Here is a 16,657-nt window from a genome sequence, read left to right on the forward strand (position 1 = left end):
ACAGTCTGTACTGCTGCGAACAGTCAGAATCGGGCATTTAGTCCCACCACCCCTTCAAGTCTAACCATACAAGCGGGCATGCCCGCGAAGCAGGCGACGCAGTGGCTGGCACCGGCTGCGCCGGTGTTCGCGGGCGCGCCCGCTCCCACAGAGTTGGCGCCAATGTTTCAAAATTGAGCAAGACAGTTGCTCGCACAGGTATTGCACACGGCCCACAGGCCACGCCAATCCTGTGGGAGCGGGCATGCCCGCGAAACAGGCGGCGCGGTGGATGGCACCGGCTGCGCCGGTGTTCGCGGGCGCGCCCGCTCCCACAGAGTTAACGCCAATGTTTCAAAAATTGAGCAAGACAGTTGTTCCCACAGGTATTTTCACTCTCCTCGATACCTGTGCCCCACTGTGGGAGCGGCTTTAGCCGCGAAGAGGCCAGCACAGCCAACCCACCTTCAAGCTCTTGCACCTTGGTCTGACCATGAATTTCTCCTCACCCGGCCACTTGAGAAACGATTTCGTTTACCATTGTTTCCAAATATGTAGCCGTAAGCGAGGAAGTACCCGCATGACGATCCGCCCGCAACCGCTGATGCGTATCTTGGCCGCCGCCGTGCTGAGCCTGGTCATCGGCGCACCGGCCGCCATGGCAGACGCACCGGTCACCCTGACCATGTACAACGGTCAGCACAAGGAAATCGGCGAAGCCATCGCCAAGGCCTACGAGGCCAAGACCGGTATCCACATCAATATCCGCAAGGGCAGCAGCAACCAGCTGGCCAGCCAGATCATCGAGGAAGGCGAGCGCTCGCCCGCCGACATCATCTACACCGAAGAGTCCCCGCCGCTGAACAACCTCGGCGAGCTGGGCCTGCTGGCGAAGATCGACGACGCCACGCTGAACATGCTGCCCAAGGAATACGTGGGCGCAAACGGCACCTGGATGGGCGTCACCGCACGCACCCGCGTGGTGGTGTACAACCCGAAGAAAATCGACGAAAAAGACCTGCCGACCACGGTCATGGATTTCGCCGGCCCTGAATGGGACGGCCGCGTCGGTTATGTACCCACCAGCGGGGCCTTCCAGGAACAGGCTGTGGCCATCCTGAAAATGCACGGCCGTGAAGCCACCGAAGAATGGCTGACCGGCCTGAAAGCCTTCGGCAAGACCTACACCAACAACATGGTCGCACTGAAAGCCGTGGAAAAAGGCGAAGTCGCCGCCGTACTGGTAAACAACTACTACTGGTACGCCCTCGAGCGCGAGCGCGGCAAGCTCGATTCCAGGCTGTACTACCTGGCTGACGGCGACGCTGGCAACCTGGTGACCATCTCCGGCGCTGGGGCGGTAAAAGCCAGCAAGCACCCGAAGGAAGCCCAGGCCCTGCTCAACTGGATGGCCAGCGAAGAAGGCCAGCGGGTGATCACCCAGACCACCGCCGAATACCCACTGCACAAGGGCATGGTTTCCGATCGCGGCCTGAAACCGTTCGAAGAGCTGCGCCCGCCAAAGATCTCGCCGGCTGACCTGGGCAATGCCGAGGAAGCCATCGAGCTTGAACGCGAGGTCGGCCTGCTCTGATGACTGCCGCCCTGTCCGAGCCGGTGCCGGCACGCTTCGTACCGCGCCGCAAGCGCCCGTCCATCTGGGTGGTGCTGCCGGTGCTGTTCCTGGTGGCGATGAGCCTGCTGCCGCTGTTGTATGTCGCCATCAAAGCCTGGGAAGCCGGCTGGCGCGAAGCCCTGCACCTGCTGTGGCGGCCGTTTGTCTGGGGGCTGATGCGCAACACCCTGATGCTGATGGTCGGGGTGACGCTGACCTGCATGGTGGTCGGCCTGGCCCTGGCCTGGCTGCTGGAGCGCAGCAACCTGGCCGGCCGCCGGCTATGGGGCGTGGTGCTGTGCCTGCCGTTCGCCGTACCGTCGTTCGTCAGCAGTTTCACCTGGGTATCGCTGAGCTCGGACTTCGAAGGCCTGGGCGGAGCGATCCTGGTCATGGCCCTGTCCAAGTACCCGCTGGTGTTCCTGCCCGTGGCCGCCACCCTGCGCAACCTCGACACCTCGCTGGAGGAGTCGGCGCGCACCTTGGGTTGCAGCCGTTGGGGCGTGTTCATCAAGGTCACCTTGCCGCTGCTGTGGCCGTCGATGCTCGGCGGCGCGTTGCTGATCGCCCTGCACATGCTGGTGGAATTCGGCGCACTGTCGATTCTCGGCCTGCAGACCTTCACCACGGCGATCTACCAGCAGTTCGAACTGGAGTTCAGCAATGCCAACGCGGCCATGCTGTCTGCCGTACTGCTCGCGCTGTGCCTGGTGATGCTGTGGCTGGAGCTGCGGGTACGCGGCAAGGCTCGCCATGTGCGCATCGGCCAAGGTGTGGCCCGGCGCGCGCAACCGGTACGGCTGCGTGGCTGGGCAGTATTGGCGCAGCTGTTCTGCCTGCTGTTGGCGGTGCTGGGCAGCGGTATTCCGCTGGCCATGCTGGGCTACTGGCTGAGCGTGGGTTCGTCGGCGGCATTCCCGGTGGCAGCCATCTCCAAGGCGCTGTTCACCTCGTTGTCGGTCTCGCTTGGCGGCGCCGGCTTCTGCGTGCTGCTGGCCTTGCCGATCAGTTTCCTGGTGGTGCGCTACAAGGGCCGCCTGGCGATCTGGGCCGAACGCCTGCCGTACCTGCTGCACGCCCTGCCCGGCCTGGTGATTGCCCTGACCCTGGTGTTCTTCGCCTTGCACTATGTGCCGGCGCTGTACCAGACCACGGCCTTGCTGCTGCTGGCCTATGCGCTGCTGTTTCTGCCGCTGGCGCAATCGCCGGTGCGCACCGCGCTGAACAAAGCTTCACCGACGCTTGAAGAAGCCGCGCGAACCTTGGGTGCGAGCAGCTTTGCCGCGTTCTGCCGGGTGACCTTGCCGATCATCTTCCCGGCAATGGCCGCGGCGTTCGCCCTGGTGTTCCTGGATGCCATGAAGGAGCTGACGGCGACCTTGCTGCTCAGCCCCACCGGCATGACCACCCTCGCCACCGAGGTGTGGGCGCACACGGCCAACGTCGAGTTCGCTGCGGCGGCGCCTTATGCGGCGTTGCTGATCGTGGTGTCGGGGTTGCCGGTTTATCTGCTGACAACGCGGATGTACCTTAACAAGGCCTGATCTGCCCTACCCCCGGCTTGCGCGGTACCTGTGGGAGCAGTCGTGGCCGCGAGCACCGGCGCAGCCGGTGCCCTGCACCGCGTCGCCTGCTTCGCGGGTGAACCCGCTCCCACATGGGGACGGCGCAGGCCGGGGTTCACGCGGCACCTGTGGGAGCGGCCGCGGCCGCGAACACCGGCGCAGCCGGTGCCATGCACCGCGTCGCCTGCTTCGCGGGCTTGCCCGCTCCCACATGGGGACAGCGCAGGCCGGGTTCACGCGGTACCTGTAGGAGCGGCCGTGGCCGCTCCCACATAGGGACGGGGCAGGCCGGGGTTCACGCGGTACCTGTGGGAGCGGGTTCACCCGCGAACACCGGCGCAGCCGGTGCCACCCACCGCGCTGTCTTCTTCGCGGGTGAACCCGCTCCCACAGGGGTTGCGGTGTCCCCGAGAATACCTATGCCCTGAACTGCCCCAGGCTCGCGCGCAGTTGCGCGGCCAGGTCATCCAGCACCTTGCTGCTGGCCGTGGTCTGCATCACCACTTGCGCCGAGCGTTCGGCCTGGGCATGGATGGTTTCCACCCGCCCACGTACCGCCTGCGCCCCGCTCGCCTGCTGCTCGGCGGCGCGGGTAGCCAGGCCGATGGCCGCATGCACCTGCTCCACCGCCGCCTGCACCGACTGCTGGCGACGCTCGTTGTCACGCAGCACCAGCAGCCCTTCGCTGGCCTTGAGCCCAGCCTGGCCGATGGTGGCCACGGCTTCCTTGGCGCCTTTCTGCAGCGCGGCAATATGCGCCTGGATATCCCCGGTGGAGCTTTGCGTCTTGCTCGCCAGGGCCCGCACCTCATCCGCCACCACGGCAAAACCACGCCCGGTTTCCCCAGCCCGGGCCGCCTCGATGGCGGCATTCAGTGCCAGCAGGTTGGTCTGTTCGGCAATCCCGTGAATCACCGTCAACACCACCTCGATCTGCTCGCTCTGCTTGGCCAGGCGCTCGATCACCTGCGAACCGGCATCCACCTGCCCGGCCAGGTTTTCGATCAAACCGGCCAGCTGGGTCGAGGTACGGCTGTTTTCGTCGGTTGCCTGACGGATATCCACCACTTGCTGCAGCGCCGCCTGCATCGCATGGCTTTCGGCCTGGGCTTCGTCAGCCATGCTCGACAGATCGCGCAGGCTGGCCGCCACTTCATCGCGCTGCAGCGCGGCGGCGGCATCGGCGCCGGCATTGCGCTGGGCCATCGCGCCAATCTCCACGCCCGTGCGCTGCGCCACTTCGCCCGCCTCGCGCACGATGGGTTGCAGCTTGTCGACGAAGCGGTTCACCGCCGACGCCATGTCGCCGATCTCGTCGCGGCTGTCCAGCGGCACGCGCTTGGTCAGGTCGCCCTCGCCTGCCGCCAGGTCATCCAGCGCGGCAATCAGCAGGCGCAGCTTGCTCAGCACCCGGCGGCCCAACACCACCGCCACCACCAGCAATACACCGAGGCCGACCAGCACCAGGCCCAGGCCGATGCGCCAGCGCAGCTCGCCAGCCGCATCGCGCACGGTCTGCGCAGTATTGGCCTGCATCGCGGCAGCGCTGCCTTGTGCCTTCTCCAGGCGTTCGCGCAGGGTCTTGCCACTGTCGGCTGCGGCAGCCACCAGGCTGTCGCCCACCAATTGTTCACCGCTGGCGATCAGGGCAGCGAAGCGCTGGTCGAGGGCCTTGAGTTCCTGGTCGATGCCGGCCGTTGAAACACCCATCACCACCTTGCCGATTTCTGCGCCGTTGGGGTTGATCGAGGCTTCGACGAAGTACACCGCCGGGTCACGCCGGGCGGCATCGATCACCTTGTCCAGCGCGCGCTCGCCCTGACCCTTGTCCATCAGCGCCTGGTTGATCGGGTTTTGCCGGTTCAGGTAGCGCGTCAGGTGCTGCCCCTGGGCATCGTCGTAGACCACGAACAACACGTTGGGGTTGCGCTGGGCGCGGCGGGCGAAGTCGGAGAGCACTGGTACATCGTTGTCCCAGATCGCTCGCGGAGCGACCGAGGCGAGCAGCTCGGCCATGTCGTTGGCGGAGTCCTTGAGGTTCTTTTCCAGGGTGCTGCGCAACTGCTGCTGCTCGCTCTGCAGGCGCGCGGACAAACCGGCACTCAGGCGCTGGCGGGTACTGCTGGACAAACTGTCAAGGCCCGAGCGTACATCCTGCCCGGCCTGCTCCAGTTCGCCGGCAAGTTGACGGCTGTCATTGCCCAGACGCTCGCCCAGGTCGGCTTCCAGGGCGGTGACCGTGCTGCGGGTGAGCGCAACGGCGACCAGTACCTGCACCAAAAGCGCGATACCAAGGGCAACAAACACAGGCCGCAAAAGGCGGCTTCGTAACAGTGAAAGGATGGCAGACACGGTGTAACCCTCGTGTTTTCTGGCGCCACTACTTTGATGGCATCGTCAGAAACTTCTTACAGCAAGGGTTGTGCCGGAGGCAGCAGGGAAATACGCCAAGGTCTAGCAATGGGCTTTCCTGTACTGGCATACCCCACAAATGAAAACGCCGCAGCCCCTTTCAGGGCCACGGCGTCAGATCAGCCGGCAGGCGATCAGGCGAACGGGTGACGCAGCACGATGGTCTCGTTGCGGTCCGGGCCGGTGGAGATGATGTCGATCGGTGCACCGATCAGCGCTTCGATGCGCTTGATGTACGCGCGGGCGTTGGCCGGCAGGTCTTCCAGGGTTTTCACGCCCACGGTCGATTCGCTCCAGCCTGGCATCTCTTCGTACACCGGCTCCAGGCCGATGTAGCTGTCGGCATCGGAAGGCGCGTCGATGACAGCACCGTTCTCGTTCTTGTAGCCAACGCAGATGTTGATGGTTTCCAGGCCGTCCAGTACGTCCAGCTTGGTCAGGCAGATGCCCGAGATGCTGTTGACGTCGATGGCGCGACGCAGGATGACGGCATCGAACCAGCCGCAACGGCGGGCACGGCCCGTGGTGGAGCCGAACTCGTGACCACGCTTGGCCAGGGTAGCGCCAGTCTCGTCGAACAGTTCGGTCGGGAACGGACCGGAACCGACGCGAGTGGTGTAGGCCTTGGTGATACCGAGGATGTAGTCGAGGTACATCGGGCCAACGCCGGAACCGGTGGAGATACCGCCAGCGGTGGTGTTGGAACTGGTGACGTACGGATAGGTACCGTGGTCGATGTCCAGCAGCGAGCCCTGGGCGCCTTCGAACATGATGTCCTTGCCGGCACGGCGCAGATTGTGCAGCTCGGCGGTGACGTCGAGCATCATCGGCTTGAGCTGTTCGGCATAGGCCATGCACTCGTCCAGGGTCTGCTGGAAGTCGATGGCCGGCTCTTTGTAGTAGTTCACCAGCTGGAAGTTGTGGTAGTCCAGCAGCTCACCCAGCTTGGCGGCGAAACGCTCGCGGTGGAACAGGTCGCCCACGCGCAGGCCGCGGCGTGCGACCTTGTCTTCGTAGGCTGGGCCGATGCCACGGCCGGTGGTACCGATCTTGGCTTCGCCACGGGCTTTTTCGCGGGCCTGGTCCAGGGCAACGTGATACGACAGGATCAGCGGTGCAGCCGGGCTGATGCGCAGGCGCTCGCGCACCGGTACGCCCTTCTCTTCGAGCTTGGTGATTTCACGCATCAGGGCATCCGGGGCAACGACCACGCCGTTGCCGATCAGGCACTGTACGCCTTCACGCAGGATACCGGATGGAATCAGGTGCAGAACGGTCTTTTCACCGTTGATCACCAGGGTGTGACCCGCGTTGTGGCCACCCTGGTAGCGCACTACGGCGGCAGCATGTTCGGTCAGCAGATCGACGATCTTGCCTTTGCCCTCATCACCCCACTGGGTGCCCAGGACGACGACATTCTTACCCATTACATTGGTCCTCATTCACGCAAACTTGGTTGCCGGCCTGTTGCCGGCGCAGAAACTCAGTGGGCCAGCGGCAGAACCTGCCAGCGCCCGTCTTGCTGAATCAATTGCCGATCACAATCCGCCTCGAGAGCAGCACTCAACGGCTGGCCAGGCAGGGCCTGGACCACACGCTGGCCCTCGTTGCGCAACTGGCAGACTTGCTGCCAGAGGGCCGCGTCGCCACTGTCCGGCATCCAGATGCCGCCAGTTGGCAATACGACCTCCGCTCGCCCCAGTGTGACCAGGGTCTTCAAATCCGTGGAGAAACCAGTGGCCGGGCGGGCCCGGCCGAAGTCGGCGCCGATGTCGTCGTAGCGCCCGCCCTGGGCGATCGACTGGCCTTCGCCCGGCACGAACACGGCGAACACCACGCCAGTGTGATAGTTGTAACCGCGCAGCTCGCCGAGGTCGAAGTACAGCGGCAGCTCGGGGAAGCGCGACGCCAGGCGATCGGCGATCGCCAACAGGTCGTCCAGCGCTGCCAGTACACTGGCCGGGGCACGCCCCAGGCGCACACGGGCTTCGGCCAGCACTTCACGGCCACCGCACAACTCGACCAGCGCGCGCAGCATGTTGCCCAGGTCCTTCGGCAGGTCGGCGGTCAGCGCCTGCACTTCATCGACGGCCTTGCGCTGCAGGGCGTCGAACAGCTGCTGCTCGACTGCACCGGACAGGCCGGCAGCACGGGCCAGGCCGCGGTAGATACCGACATGGCCGAGGTCCATGTGCACATCCGGCACATCGGTCAGTTGCAGCGTGGCGAGCATCAGGCTGATGACTTCGACATCGCTGGTAGGGCTGGCATCGCCGTACAGCTCTGCACCCAGCTGGATCGGGCTGCGCGAGGTGGACAATGCCCGCGGCTGCGCGTGCAGCACGCTGCCGGCGTAGCACAGGCGGCTCGGGCCTTCACGGCGCAGGGTGTGGGCGTCGATGCGCGCCACCTGCGGGGTGAAGTCGGCGCGGAAGCCCATCAGGCGGCCGGACTGCGGGTCCACCACCTTGAAGGTGCGCTGGTCCAGGTCCTGGCCGGCGCCGGTGAGCAGCGACTCCAGGTACTCGATATGCGGGGTGACGACCAGTTCGTAGCCCCAACTCTGGAACAGGTCCAACACCTGGCGACGCGCGATTTCGATGCGCGCAGCCTCAGGTGGCAGTACTTCCTCGATGCCATCTGGCAGCAGCCAGCGGTCTACCGTTGCCATTACGCCATTTCCCCTCTGGTCCGGGCGGCTTGCCAGCAGGCCAGCCGTCAGTAAAGCCGGTATCGCGCACAGCAGCGGGCAGCACTGATCCCAGCGCAGCCACCGTACCCGACACCCTCGAATTGCCTTGCGACCTGACCAAACCGTCAACTGGCGGTTTGCCAATCAACCTTGCAGACGCAAAAAAGCCGGGAAATTTCCCGGCTGCCTCATCATACACCCCTTTTCATTCAGGATGCACCCCGCCTGGTGTTTTAGCTGCCAGGCGGGGCGCTGCTGCATGAAAGTCAGGGCCTGAGCATCACGGCTTGCTCTTGTCCAGGTAGCGGAAGAACTCGTTCTTCGGGTCCAGGACCAGCACGTCGCTCTTGCTCGAGAAGCTCTCGCGGTACGCCTGCAGGCTACGGTGGAACGCGTAGAAATCAGCGTCCTGGGTGTAGGCCTTGGCGTAGATGGCGGCCGCCTGGGCGTCGCCGTCACCGCGGGTTTCTTCTGCTTCACGGTAGGCTTCGGCCAGCAGCACACGGCGCTGACGGTCGGCATCGGCACGGATACCTTCAGCCAGCTCGTTACCTTTGGCGCGGTGCTCGCGGGCCTCACGCTCACGCTCGGTGCTCATGCGGTCGAACACGCTGCGGTTGACTTCCTTCGGCAGGTCGATGGCCTTGACGCGGACGTCGACCACTTCGATACCCAGTTCCTTTGCGGCCATGCGGTTCAGCGATGCAGTGATGTCAGCCATCAGCGCGTCACGTTCACCGGAAACCACCTCGTGCAGGGTGCGTTTACCGAACTGGTCACGCAGGCCGCTTTCCAGACGACGCGACAGACGCTCGTCGGCGATCTGCTTCATGCCGGAAGTGGCGGTGTAGAAGCGTTCGGCGTCCTTGACGCGCCACTTGGCGTAGGCATCGACCATCACCGCTTTCTTTTCCAGGGTCAGGAACCGCTGGGTCGGGGCGTCGAGGGTCATCAGCCGGGCGTCGAACTTGCGCACCTGGTTCACGTACGGAATCTTCACATGCATGCCAGGCTGGACATCGGCCTGGACCACCTTACCGAAACGCAGCAGTACCGCACGTTCGGTCTGGGACACGATGTAGAAGCTGTTCCAGGCGACGATGGCCAGGACCACGGCGGCGATCAGGGCGATCAGCGATCTGTTGCTCATCAGCGGCTCTCCCTAGTACGCAGTGGCGGCTGTTGCTGTTGCAGGTCCTGCGCGGCACGTGCGGCCGCATCGTTGACCGATGGCGACACGCTGGTAGTCGGCGCGGACGGGTTGCGGCTGCCTTCGACCATCTTGTCCAGCGGCAGGTAGAGCAGGTTGTTCTGCCCATCCTTGGTCGCCACCATGACCTTGCTCGAATTGCTGTAGACCTCCTGCATGGTCTCCAGGTACAGGCGCTGACGGGTTACGTCAGGGGCCTTGCGGTACTCGGCGACCAGCTTGGTGAAGCGGTCGGCCTCACCCTTGGCGCGGGCAATGACTTCGTCACGGTAACCGTTGGCGTCCTCGATGATGCGCTGGGCCTGACCACGGGCTTCCGGCACCACGCCATTGGCGTAGGACTCGGCCTGGTTGCGGGCACGCTGCTCGTCTTCGCGGGCACGGATCACGTCGTCGAAGGCTTCCTGCACTTCACGCGGGGCTGCCGCGCTCTGTACGTTGACCTGGGTAACGGTGATACCGGTACGGTAGGTGTCGAGGAAGCGCTGCAGACGCTCACGGATATCCACGGCCATCTGCTCACGGCCTTCGGTCAGCACCTGGTCCATCGAGGTGGAACCCACCACGTGGCGCAGGGCACTGTCGGTCGCGTGTTGCAGGCTGACCTCAGGCTGGTCGACGTTGAGCACGAAGTCCTGCAGGTTGCTGATCTTGTACTGGACGGTCAGCGGCACCTCGACGATGTTCTCGTCTTCGGTCAGCATCTGGCCCTGCTTGGTGTAAGCACGCTCGCGCGTGACGTTTTCCATGTACTTGCGATCGATCGGCGGGAAGTAGATGTTCAGGCCGGGACCGACCGTCTCATAGTACTTGCCGAAGCGCAGCACCACGGCCTGCTCCTGCTCGTCGACCACGTACACGGCGCTGTACAGCCAGATTGCGGCCAGCACTGCCAGGCCGATGCCCAGCAGGCCAAGGCCACCGCCCTTGCCGACATTGCGGTCACCGCCGCCACGTTTCTTGCCACCGCCGAACATGCCATTGAGGCTGTCCTGCAGTTTGCGGAAGGCCTCGTCCAGATCCGGCGGACCTTTCTTGTCCCCACCACCGCCGCCGCCGCCATTACGACGACCGCCCCAGGGGTCCTGATTGTTCGAGTTGCCACCCGGCTCGTTCCAAGCCATAGCGCTCTCCATCTGATAAAGCAAAGACGCGCCCACGGCGCGCCGTCCAATGCTACAGAATGCTTGTCACTGCTGCCCGGCGACCTCGACGGGCATTTATTGCAAAGTGTGTTGCTCGACAAACACTTGCGGCTCCATGCCTTCGCGGCTGACCAGGCGATTCAGTTCGACCCTGGGCAGGCGCACGCTCAGCAGGCTGCGCCCTTCTTCATCATGCTCTTCACCCTGCACGGCACCCAGGGCAAAGAATTGCGCGCGCAAGCGGGCAAAACGCTGCTCCAGACACAGGGTACCGACAAACAGATCATCCCCCAGCAACTCGGCAATCGCCTGGCCAACCAGCTCCAGGCCACGCCCGTCACGTGCCGATACCCAGACCCGTTCCGGCTTGCCATCGGCATTGCGCTGGATCTGCGGCTCGACATCTTCGAGCAGGTCGAGTTTGTTATACACCTCGAGGATCGGCAACCCTTCGGCACCAATCTCGCCCAACACCGCCAGCACCTGCTCGATCTGCTCCATGCGCTCTGGCTCATGGGCGTCGATCACATGCAGCAACAGGTCGGAGTTGCTCGACTCTTCGAGCGTAGCCCGAAATGCCTCGACCAGCTTGTGCGGCAGGTGGCGAATGAAGCCCACGGTGTCGGCCAGCACGATCGGCCCCAGGTCGTTCAGCTCGAGCCGGCGCAGGGTCGGGTCGAGAGTGGCGAACAGCTGATCCGCGGCATACACCTCGGATTCGGTCAGGGCGTTGAACAGTGTCGACTTGCCGGCGTTGGTATAACCCACCAGCGACACCGAAGGGATGTCCGCACGCTTGCGCCCGCGACGCGCCTGCTCGCGCTGGCTGCGCACCTTCTCCAGGCGTGACTTGATCTGGCGAATGCGCACCCGCAGCAGGCGGCGGTCGGTTTCCAGCTGGGTTTCACCCGGGCCGCGCAAGCCGATACCGCCCTTCTGCCGCTCGAGGTGCGTCCAGCCGCGTACCAGCCGCGTGCTCATGTGCTCGAGCTGGGCCAGTTCGACCTGCAGCTTGCCTTCATGGGTACGCGCCCGCTGGGCGAAGATGTCGAGAATCAGCCCGGTACGATCGAGCACACGGCACTCGAACACGCGTTCGAGGTTGCGCTCCTGGCTGGGCGTGAGGGTGTGATTGAAAATCACCAGGTCTACCTGTTCGGCATGGACCAGGTCGTGCAACTCCTCGACCTTGCCACTGCCAATCAGGTATTTGGCGGAAGGCTGATGCCTTGTCACCGTGACCAACGAGACGATGTCGGCACCGGCCGACAATGCCAGCTCCTGAAACTCCTGCGGGTCTTCGCGCGCCTCAGGGTTCTGACCTTCCAAGTGAACGAGCAACGCCCGCTCACCACCACCGTGGCGCTCAAAGAACAATGCAGGCTCCTATCAGGCGTTGCCTGGCTCGCTGTCACCGTGCTCGGCATCGGATGGGCTTGGCAGGCGAACCGGACGGGCAGGTACCACGGTCGAAATGGCGTGCTTGTAGACCATCTGGCTGACGGTATTCTTCAGCAGTACCACGAACTGGTCGAAAGACTCGATCGAACCCTGCAGCTTGATGCCGTTGACCAGGTAGATGGATACCGGGACCTTTTCTTTTCTCAAGGTGTTCAAGTAAGGGTCTTGTAGCGAATGCCCTTTTGACATATGCCGCACTCCTGTAAGGATAAATAATAGAAAATCAAGAAAATCGATAAATTAGGCCGCCCCTTCGCAAGAATAGACGGCAATCAGCAGGGACTCAGCTCAATATGGAGATGGCCCCAAGGTATTTCAAGCTGCGGGACAGATTGTCGCAGGCCAGGCTGTCAAGCCAGTGTACTTCAGGCCAACCGCGCAACCAGGTGAACTGCCGTTTGGCCAGCTGTCTGGTGGCAATGATACCGCGTTCGCGCATCTCATTCTCAGTCAGCTTGCCGTCCAGGTAATCCCAGACCTGCCGATACCCCACTGCCCGTATAGACGGCAGCCCGGCGTGCAAGTCACTTCTGGCTCGCAGCGATCGGACCTCGTCGACGAAGCCCTGTTCCAGCATCTGTGAAAATCGTAACGCAATTCGCTGATGCAAAATGTGACGATCTGTAGGAGCAATCGCCAAACTGGCGACAGTATAGGGCAAATGCCCGCCAGCGCCTGCGTCTGCGCCGCGACTTTCCGCGAATTGACGTTGACGATGGGACGTCATGCTTTCGCCACTCACCCGGTACACCTCCAGCGCCCGGATCAGCCGCTGCGGGTCGTTGGGGTGGATACGCGCCGCCGACTCGGGGTCGATTGCGGCCAGCTGGCGGTGCAGCTCGGCCAGGCCCAGCGCTTCGGCCTGGGCTTCCAGCTCGGCACGCACCGCGGCATCGGCTGCCGGCATGTCGGCCAGGCCGTCGATCAATGCCTTGTAATAGAGCATGGTGCCGCCCACCAGCAGCGGGATATTGCCGCGCGCGGTGATCTCGGCCATGGCCGCCAGGGCATCGGTACGGAACTGCGCGGCCGAATAGCTCTCGGCCGGGTCACGGATGTCGATCAGCCGGTGCGGGTGCGCGGCGAGGATTTCTTTCGACGGTTTGGCCGAGCCGATGTCCATGCCGCGGTAGACCAGCGCGGAATCGACGCTGATCAGCTCGCACGGCATGACCTTGGTCAGCTCGATGGCCAGGTCGGTCTTGCCGGCCGCCGTCGGGCCCATGAGGAATATTGCAGGGGGTTTGCCGCTCATTTCATCGACCGCGCAGGAAGAGTTTGTCCAGGTCGTCCAGGCCCATCTGGGTCCAGGTGGGACGGCCATGGTTGCACTGGCCACTGCGCTCGGTGTTTTCCATGTCGCGCAGCAGGGCATTCATCTCGGGGATCGCCAGGCGCCGGTTGGCGCGCACCGCGCCGTGGCAGGCCATGGTGCCGAGCAGCTCGTTGAGGTGCGCCTGAATACGGTCGCTGGTGCCGTATTCCATCAGGTCGGCGAGCACATCCTGCACCAGGCGGTTGGCCTCGGCCTGCTTGAGCAGGGCCGGGATCTGGCGGATCGCCAAGGTCTCCGGGCCCAGGCGCTGCAACTCGAAGCCCAGGCGCTGGAACCACTGCGCGTGCTCTTCGGCGCAGTCGGCTTCGCGCTGGCTCAGCGCCAGGGTCTCCGGCACCAGCAGCGGCTGACCACTGAGGCCTTCGCTGGCCATGGCCAGCTTCAGGCGCTCGTACATGATGCGCTCGTGAGCGGCGTGCATGTCGACCAGTACCAGGCCGACGGCGTTCTCGGCCAGGATGTAGATGCCCTTGAGCTGTGCCAGCGCGTAGCCCAGCGGGGGAATGTCACCCTGGCTTTCCGGCAGCGCCGTCGCCGGTGCTGCCGCGTTGTCCAGCGGCTTGTAGAACTCGCGGTACACCGCTTGCGCCTCGGCGGCCGGCAGCGGCTGCGAAGGGCGCGGCGTGTACTGGTACTGGTAGCCGGCGCCACTGCCGCCACTGGCAAACGCCTGCTGCGGGGGCTGCTCGAGCACTGGCGAAGCCAGGCGCATCTCGCCCTGCGGGCCGAACTCACCCACCAGCTGACCAGTGGCGCGGACCACCTCAGGCACTGCGGCAGGCGCGGCCAGCTGGTCCTCCGGGCGCACATCGGCCAGGGCACGGTGCAAGGTGCCATAAAGGAAGTCGTGCACCGAGCGCCCCTCGCGGAAACGCACTTCGTGCTTGGTCGGGTGCACGTTGACGTCGACGCCGTTGGGCTCCAGTTCGAGGAACAGCACGAAGGTCGGGTGCCTGCCATTGAACAGCACATCGCGGTAGGCCTGGCGCACGGCGTGGGCGACCAGCTTGTCGCGCACCGCCCGGCCGTTGACAAAGAAATATTGCAGGTCTGCCTGGCTGCGCGAGAACGTCGGCAAACCGACCCAACCCCACAGGCGCAGGCCGTTGCGTTCGACATCGATTGGCAGCGCCTGCTCCATGAAGCCCGGGCCGCAGATGGCACCCACGCGGCGCGCACGGGCTACATCGTCATGCGCTTCGTGCAGGCTGAGGACGCTCTTGCCGTTGTGCCGCAAGTGGAAGCCGACATCGAAGCGCGCCAGCGCCAGCCGGCGAATCACTTCCTGCAGGTGATCGAATTCGGTTTTCTCGGCCTTGAGGAACTTACGCCGCGCCGGGGTATTGAAAAACAGGTCACGCACTTCCACCGATGTGCCTACCGGGTGCGCCGCCGGCTGCACCCGCGGGAGCATGTCACGGCCTTCGGTTTCTACCTGCCAGGCTTCGCTAGCACTGGCGGTACGCGAAGTCAGGGTCAGGCGCGCCACCGAGCTGATCGACGCCAGCGCCTCGCCACGGAAGCCCAGGCTCAGCACGCCTTCAAGGTCTTCGAGTTCGCGAATTTTGCTGGTGGCGTGACGGGCCAGGGCCAGCGGCAAGTCGTCGGCGGAAATGCCGCTGCCATCGTCACGCACCCGCAGCAGCTTGACCCCGCCCTGCTCCACTTCCACATCGATGCGCCGGGCGCCGGAATCGAGGCTGTTCTCCAGCAATTCCTTGGCGACCGAAGCCGGCCGCTCGACCACTTCGCCGGCGGCAATCTGGTTGGCCAGCCGCGGGCTGAGCAGCTGGATACGCGAACCACCCGTCATTGCGAGGCCAATGTGGTAGCAGGGATATCGAGGCGCTGGCCGACCTTCAGCTCATCGGTCTTGAGGCTGTTGGTGCTGCGCAGGCTGGTGACGCTGACCTGGTAGCGCACGGCAAGCATCGCCAGGGTCTCGCCAGGGCGCACCGTGTGCTCACGCGGGCCGGCGGCGATCTTGCCGGTGTCGCGCAACCAGGCGATGTAGGTACCAGGCGGCGGGTTCTGCTGGAAATACTGGCGCACACCGGTATGGATCGAACGGGCCAAGGCCTGCTGATGGCTGGTGGTGGCCAACTTGGCGGCTTCGTTGTTGTTCGAGATGAACCCGGTTTCAACGAGGATCGACGGAATATCCGGCGACTTCAGCACCATGAAACCGGCCTGCTCCACGCGCCGCTTGTGCAGCGAGGTGATACGGCCCATGTTGCCCAGCACCTTCTGCCCCACGTTGAGGCTGGAGCTGAGGGTAGCGGTCATCGACAGGTCGAGCAACACACCGGCGAGCATGCGGTCCTTGTCGTCGAGGCTGACGTTACCGGCACCGCCGATCAGGTCGGAGCGGTTTTCCGTGTCGGCCAGCCAGCGCGCGGTTTCGGAGGTGGCACCACGGTCGGACAAGGCGAACACCGAGGCGCCGAAGGCAGCGCGGGACGGCGCGGCATCGGCGTGAATCGAGATGAACAGGTCGGCGCCCTTCTTGCGGGCGATTTCCGTGCGCTTGCGCAGCGGGATGAAGTAATCGCCGGTACGGGTCAGCTCGGCGCGGAAGCCTTTTTCGCTGTTGATCTGGCGCTGCAGTTCCTTGGCGATCTGCAGCACGATGTCTTTTTCATGCTGGCCGCGCGAGCCAGAGGCGCCCGGGTCTTCGCCGCCGTGACCGGCGTCGATGGCAACCACGATGTCACGCTTGCCGCTGGGTACCGGCGGCAGCTTGATGGCAGGCTGGGCCGGGCTCACCGGCACCGCCGGCGTGGTTGCAGGCGTGGCTACCGGGGGAGGTGTCGGGGTGGGCGCGGTGGCGGCAATGGCGTCGGCTTCCTGGTCGTACAGGTCGACCACCAGGCGGTTGCCATACTGGGCATTGGGCGCCAGGGTGAAGCTTTTCGGGGTGACCGACTTTTTAAGATCGACCACCACCCGCAGGTCGGTCGGGGTGCGCTGGGCCGAACGCACGCTGCTGATCGGTGTGTTGGAAGTGGCCACGTTCAACGGCGCGGCCAGGGTCGCGCCATTGATGTCGATAACCAGGCGATCCGGTGCGCTCAGGGTGAAGACGCTGTGCTGCACGGGGCCAGACAGGTCGAAGACCAGCCGCGTGTTGTCCGGTGCGCGCCACAGGCGCATGCTCTTGACTTGAGTGACGGCCAGAGCGTCAACGGTCACCGTTGTCAGCAGCAGCCCAACGATGGCGACCAGTGCGCGTATGCGCATAC

At 64.4% G+C, this 16,657-nt stretch carries 12 protein-coding genes; 2 read left to right on the top strand and 10 right to left on the bottom strand.

The genetic code is table 11. The features are described 5' to 3' along the window. The first annotated feature begins 559 nt into the window (after positions 1 to 559). Both C6A77_RS17285 and C6A77_RS17290 read left to right on the top strand, forming a co-directional pair. Entirely contained in the window at positions 560 to 1,573 is a 1,014-nt protein-coding gene (locus tag C6A77_RS17285) for an extracellular solute-binding protein (protein ID WP_114170554.1), read from the top strand. Next, positions 1,573 to 3,138 (top strand): iron ABC transporter permease, encoded by a 1,566-nt coding sequence (locus C6A77_RS17290; protein WP_114170555.1) that lies wholly within the window; start codon positions 1,573 to 1,575, stop codon positions 3,136 to 3,138. The genes C6A77_RS17285 and C6A77_RS17290 overlap by 1 nt, the downstream gene beginning before the upstream one ends. 438 nt (positions 3,139 to 3,576) lie before the next feature. Here the strand turns inward: C6A77_RS17290 and C6A77_RS17300 are convergent, their stop codons facing one another. The 10 genes from C6A77_RS17300 to C6A77_RS17345 all read right to left on the bottom strand — a co-directional run bounded on the left by C6A77_RS17300 (position 3,577) and on the right by C6A77_RS17345 (position 16,655). Further along, a complete protein-coding gene (locus C6A77_RS17300) occupies positions 3,577 to 5,511 on the bottom strand; it encodes a methyl-accepting chemotaxis protein (protein ID WP_114170557.1) in 1,935 nt (644 codons plus the stop codon). Between the two features lie 194 nt (positions 5,512 to 5,705). After that, on the bottom strand, positions 5,706 to 6,998 hold the full coding sequence (locus C6A77_RS17305; protein ID WP_114170558.1) for an adenylosuccinate synthase: 1,293 nt from the start codon (positions 6,996 to 6,998) through the stop codon (positions 5,706 to 5,708). A gap of 56 nt (positions 6,999 to 7,054) precedes the next feature. Then, complete coding sequence (locus C6A77_RS17310; RefSeq protein ID WP_114170559.1) at positions 7,055 to 8,242, bottom strand: ATP phosphoribosyltransferase regulatory subunit; 1,188 nt, start codon at positions 8,240 to 8,242, stop codon at positions 7,055 to 7,057. A gap of 301 nt (positions 8,243 to 8,543) precedes the next feature. Next, complete coding sequence (gene hflC, locus C6A77_RS17315) at positions 8,544 to 9,413, bottom strand: protease modulator HflC (protein WP_114170560.1); 870 nt, start codon at positions 9,411 to 9,413, stop codon at positions 8,544 to 8,546. Then, entirely contained in the window at positions 9,413 to 10,597 is a 1,185-nt protein-coding gene (hflK, locus tag C6A77_RS17320) for an FtsH protease activity modulator HflK (RefSeq protein WP_114170561.1), read from the bottom strand. Before hflK ends, hflC begins: the two co-directional genes overlap by 1 nt. A gap of 96 nt (positions 10,598 to 10,693) precedes the next feature. Next, entirely contained in the window at positions 10,694 to 11,995 is a 1,302-nt protein-coding gene (gene hflX, locus C6A77_RS17325; protein WP_114170562.1) for a ribosome rescue GTPase HflX, read from the bottom strand. Between the two features lie 12 nt (positions 11,996 to 12,007). Further along, entirely contained in the window at positions 12,008 to 12,268 is a 261-nt protein-coding gene (hfq, locus tag C6A77_RS17330) for an RNA chaperone Hfq (RefSeq protein WP_114170563.1), read from the bottom strand. 94 nt (positions 12,269 to 12,362) lie between these two features. After that, on the bottom strand, positions 12,363 to 13,334 hold the full coding sequence (miaA, locus tag C6A77_RS17335; protein ID WP_114170564.1) for a tRNA (adenosine(37)-N6)-dimethylallyltransferase MiaA: 972 nt from the start codon (positions 13,332 to 13,334) through the stop codon (positions 12,363 to 12,365). 1 nt (position 13,335) lies between these two features. Further along, on the bottom strand, positions 13,336 to 15,228 hold the full coding sequence (mutL, locus tag C6A77_RS17340; RefSeq protein ID WP_114170565.1) for a DNA mismatch repair endonuclease MutL: 1,893 nt from the start codon (positions 15,226 to 15,228) through the stop codon (positions 13,336 to 13,338). Beyond that, a complete protein-coding gene (locus C6A77_RS17345) occupies positions 15,225 to 16,655 on the bottom strand; it encodes an N-acetylmuramoyl-L-alanine amidase (RefSeq protein ID WP_114170566.1) in 1,431 nt (476 codons plus the stop codon). Before C6A77_RS17345 ends, mutL begins: the two co-directional genes overlap by 4 nt. Positions 16,656 to 16,657: the final 2 nt, after the last annotated feature.

Source organism: Pseudomonas sp. AFG_SD02_1510_Pfu_092 (genome assembly GCF_003331055.1).
Classification (GTDB): Bacteria; Pseudomonadota; Gammaproteobacteria; order Pseudomonadales; family Pseudomonadaceae; genus Aquipseudomonas.

Coding starts and splice junctions, on each gene's coding strand:
- C6A77_RS17285 (WP_114170554.1), top strand. CDS start 560: ATGACGATCCGCCCGCAACCGCTGATGCGTATCTTGGCCGCCGCCGTG.
- C6A77_RS17290 (WP_114170555.1), top strand. CDS start 1,573: ATGACTGCCGCCCTGTCCGAGCCGGTGCCGGCACGCTTCGTACCGCGC.
- C6A77_RS17305 (WP_114170558.1), bottom strand. CDS start 6,998: ATGGGTAAGAATGTCGTCGTCCTGGGCACCCAGTGGGGTGATGAGGGC.
- C6A77_RS17310 (WP_114170559.1), bottom strand. CDS start 8,242: ATGGCAACGGTAGACCGCTGGCTGCTGCCAGATGGCATCGAGGAAGTA.
- hflC (WP_114170560.1), bottom strand. CDS start 9,413: ATGAGCAACAGATCGCTGATCGCCCTGATCGCCGCCGTGGTCCTGGCC.
- hflK (WP_114170561.1), bottom strand. CDS start 10,597: ATGGCTTGGAACGAGCCGGGTGGCAACTCGAACAATCAGGACCCCTGG.
- hfq (WP_114170563.1), bottom strand. CDS start 12,268: ATGTCAAAAGGGCATTCGCTACAAGACCCTTACTTGAACACCTTGAGA.
- miaA (WP_114170564.1), bottom strand. CDS start 13,334: ATGAGCGGCAAACCCCCTGCAATATTCCTCATGGGCCCGACGGCGGCC.
- mutL (WP_114170565.1), bottom strand. CDS start 15,228: ATGACGGGTGGTTCGCGTATCCAGCTGCTCAGCCCGCGGCTGGCCAAC.
- C6A77_RS17345 (WP_114170566.1), bottom strand. CDS start 16,655: ATGCGCATACGCGCACTGGTCGCCATCGTTGGGCTGCTGCTGACAACG.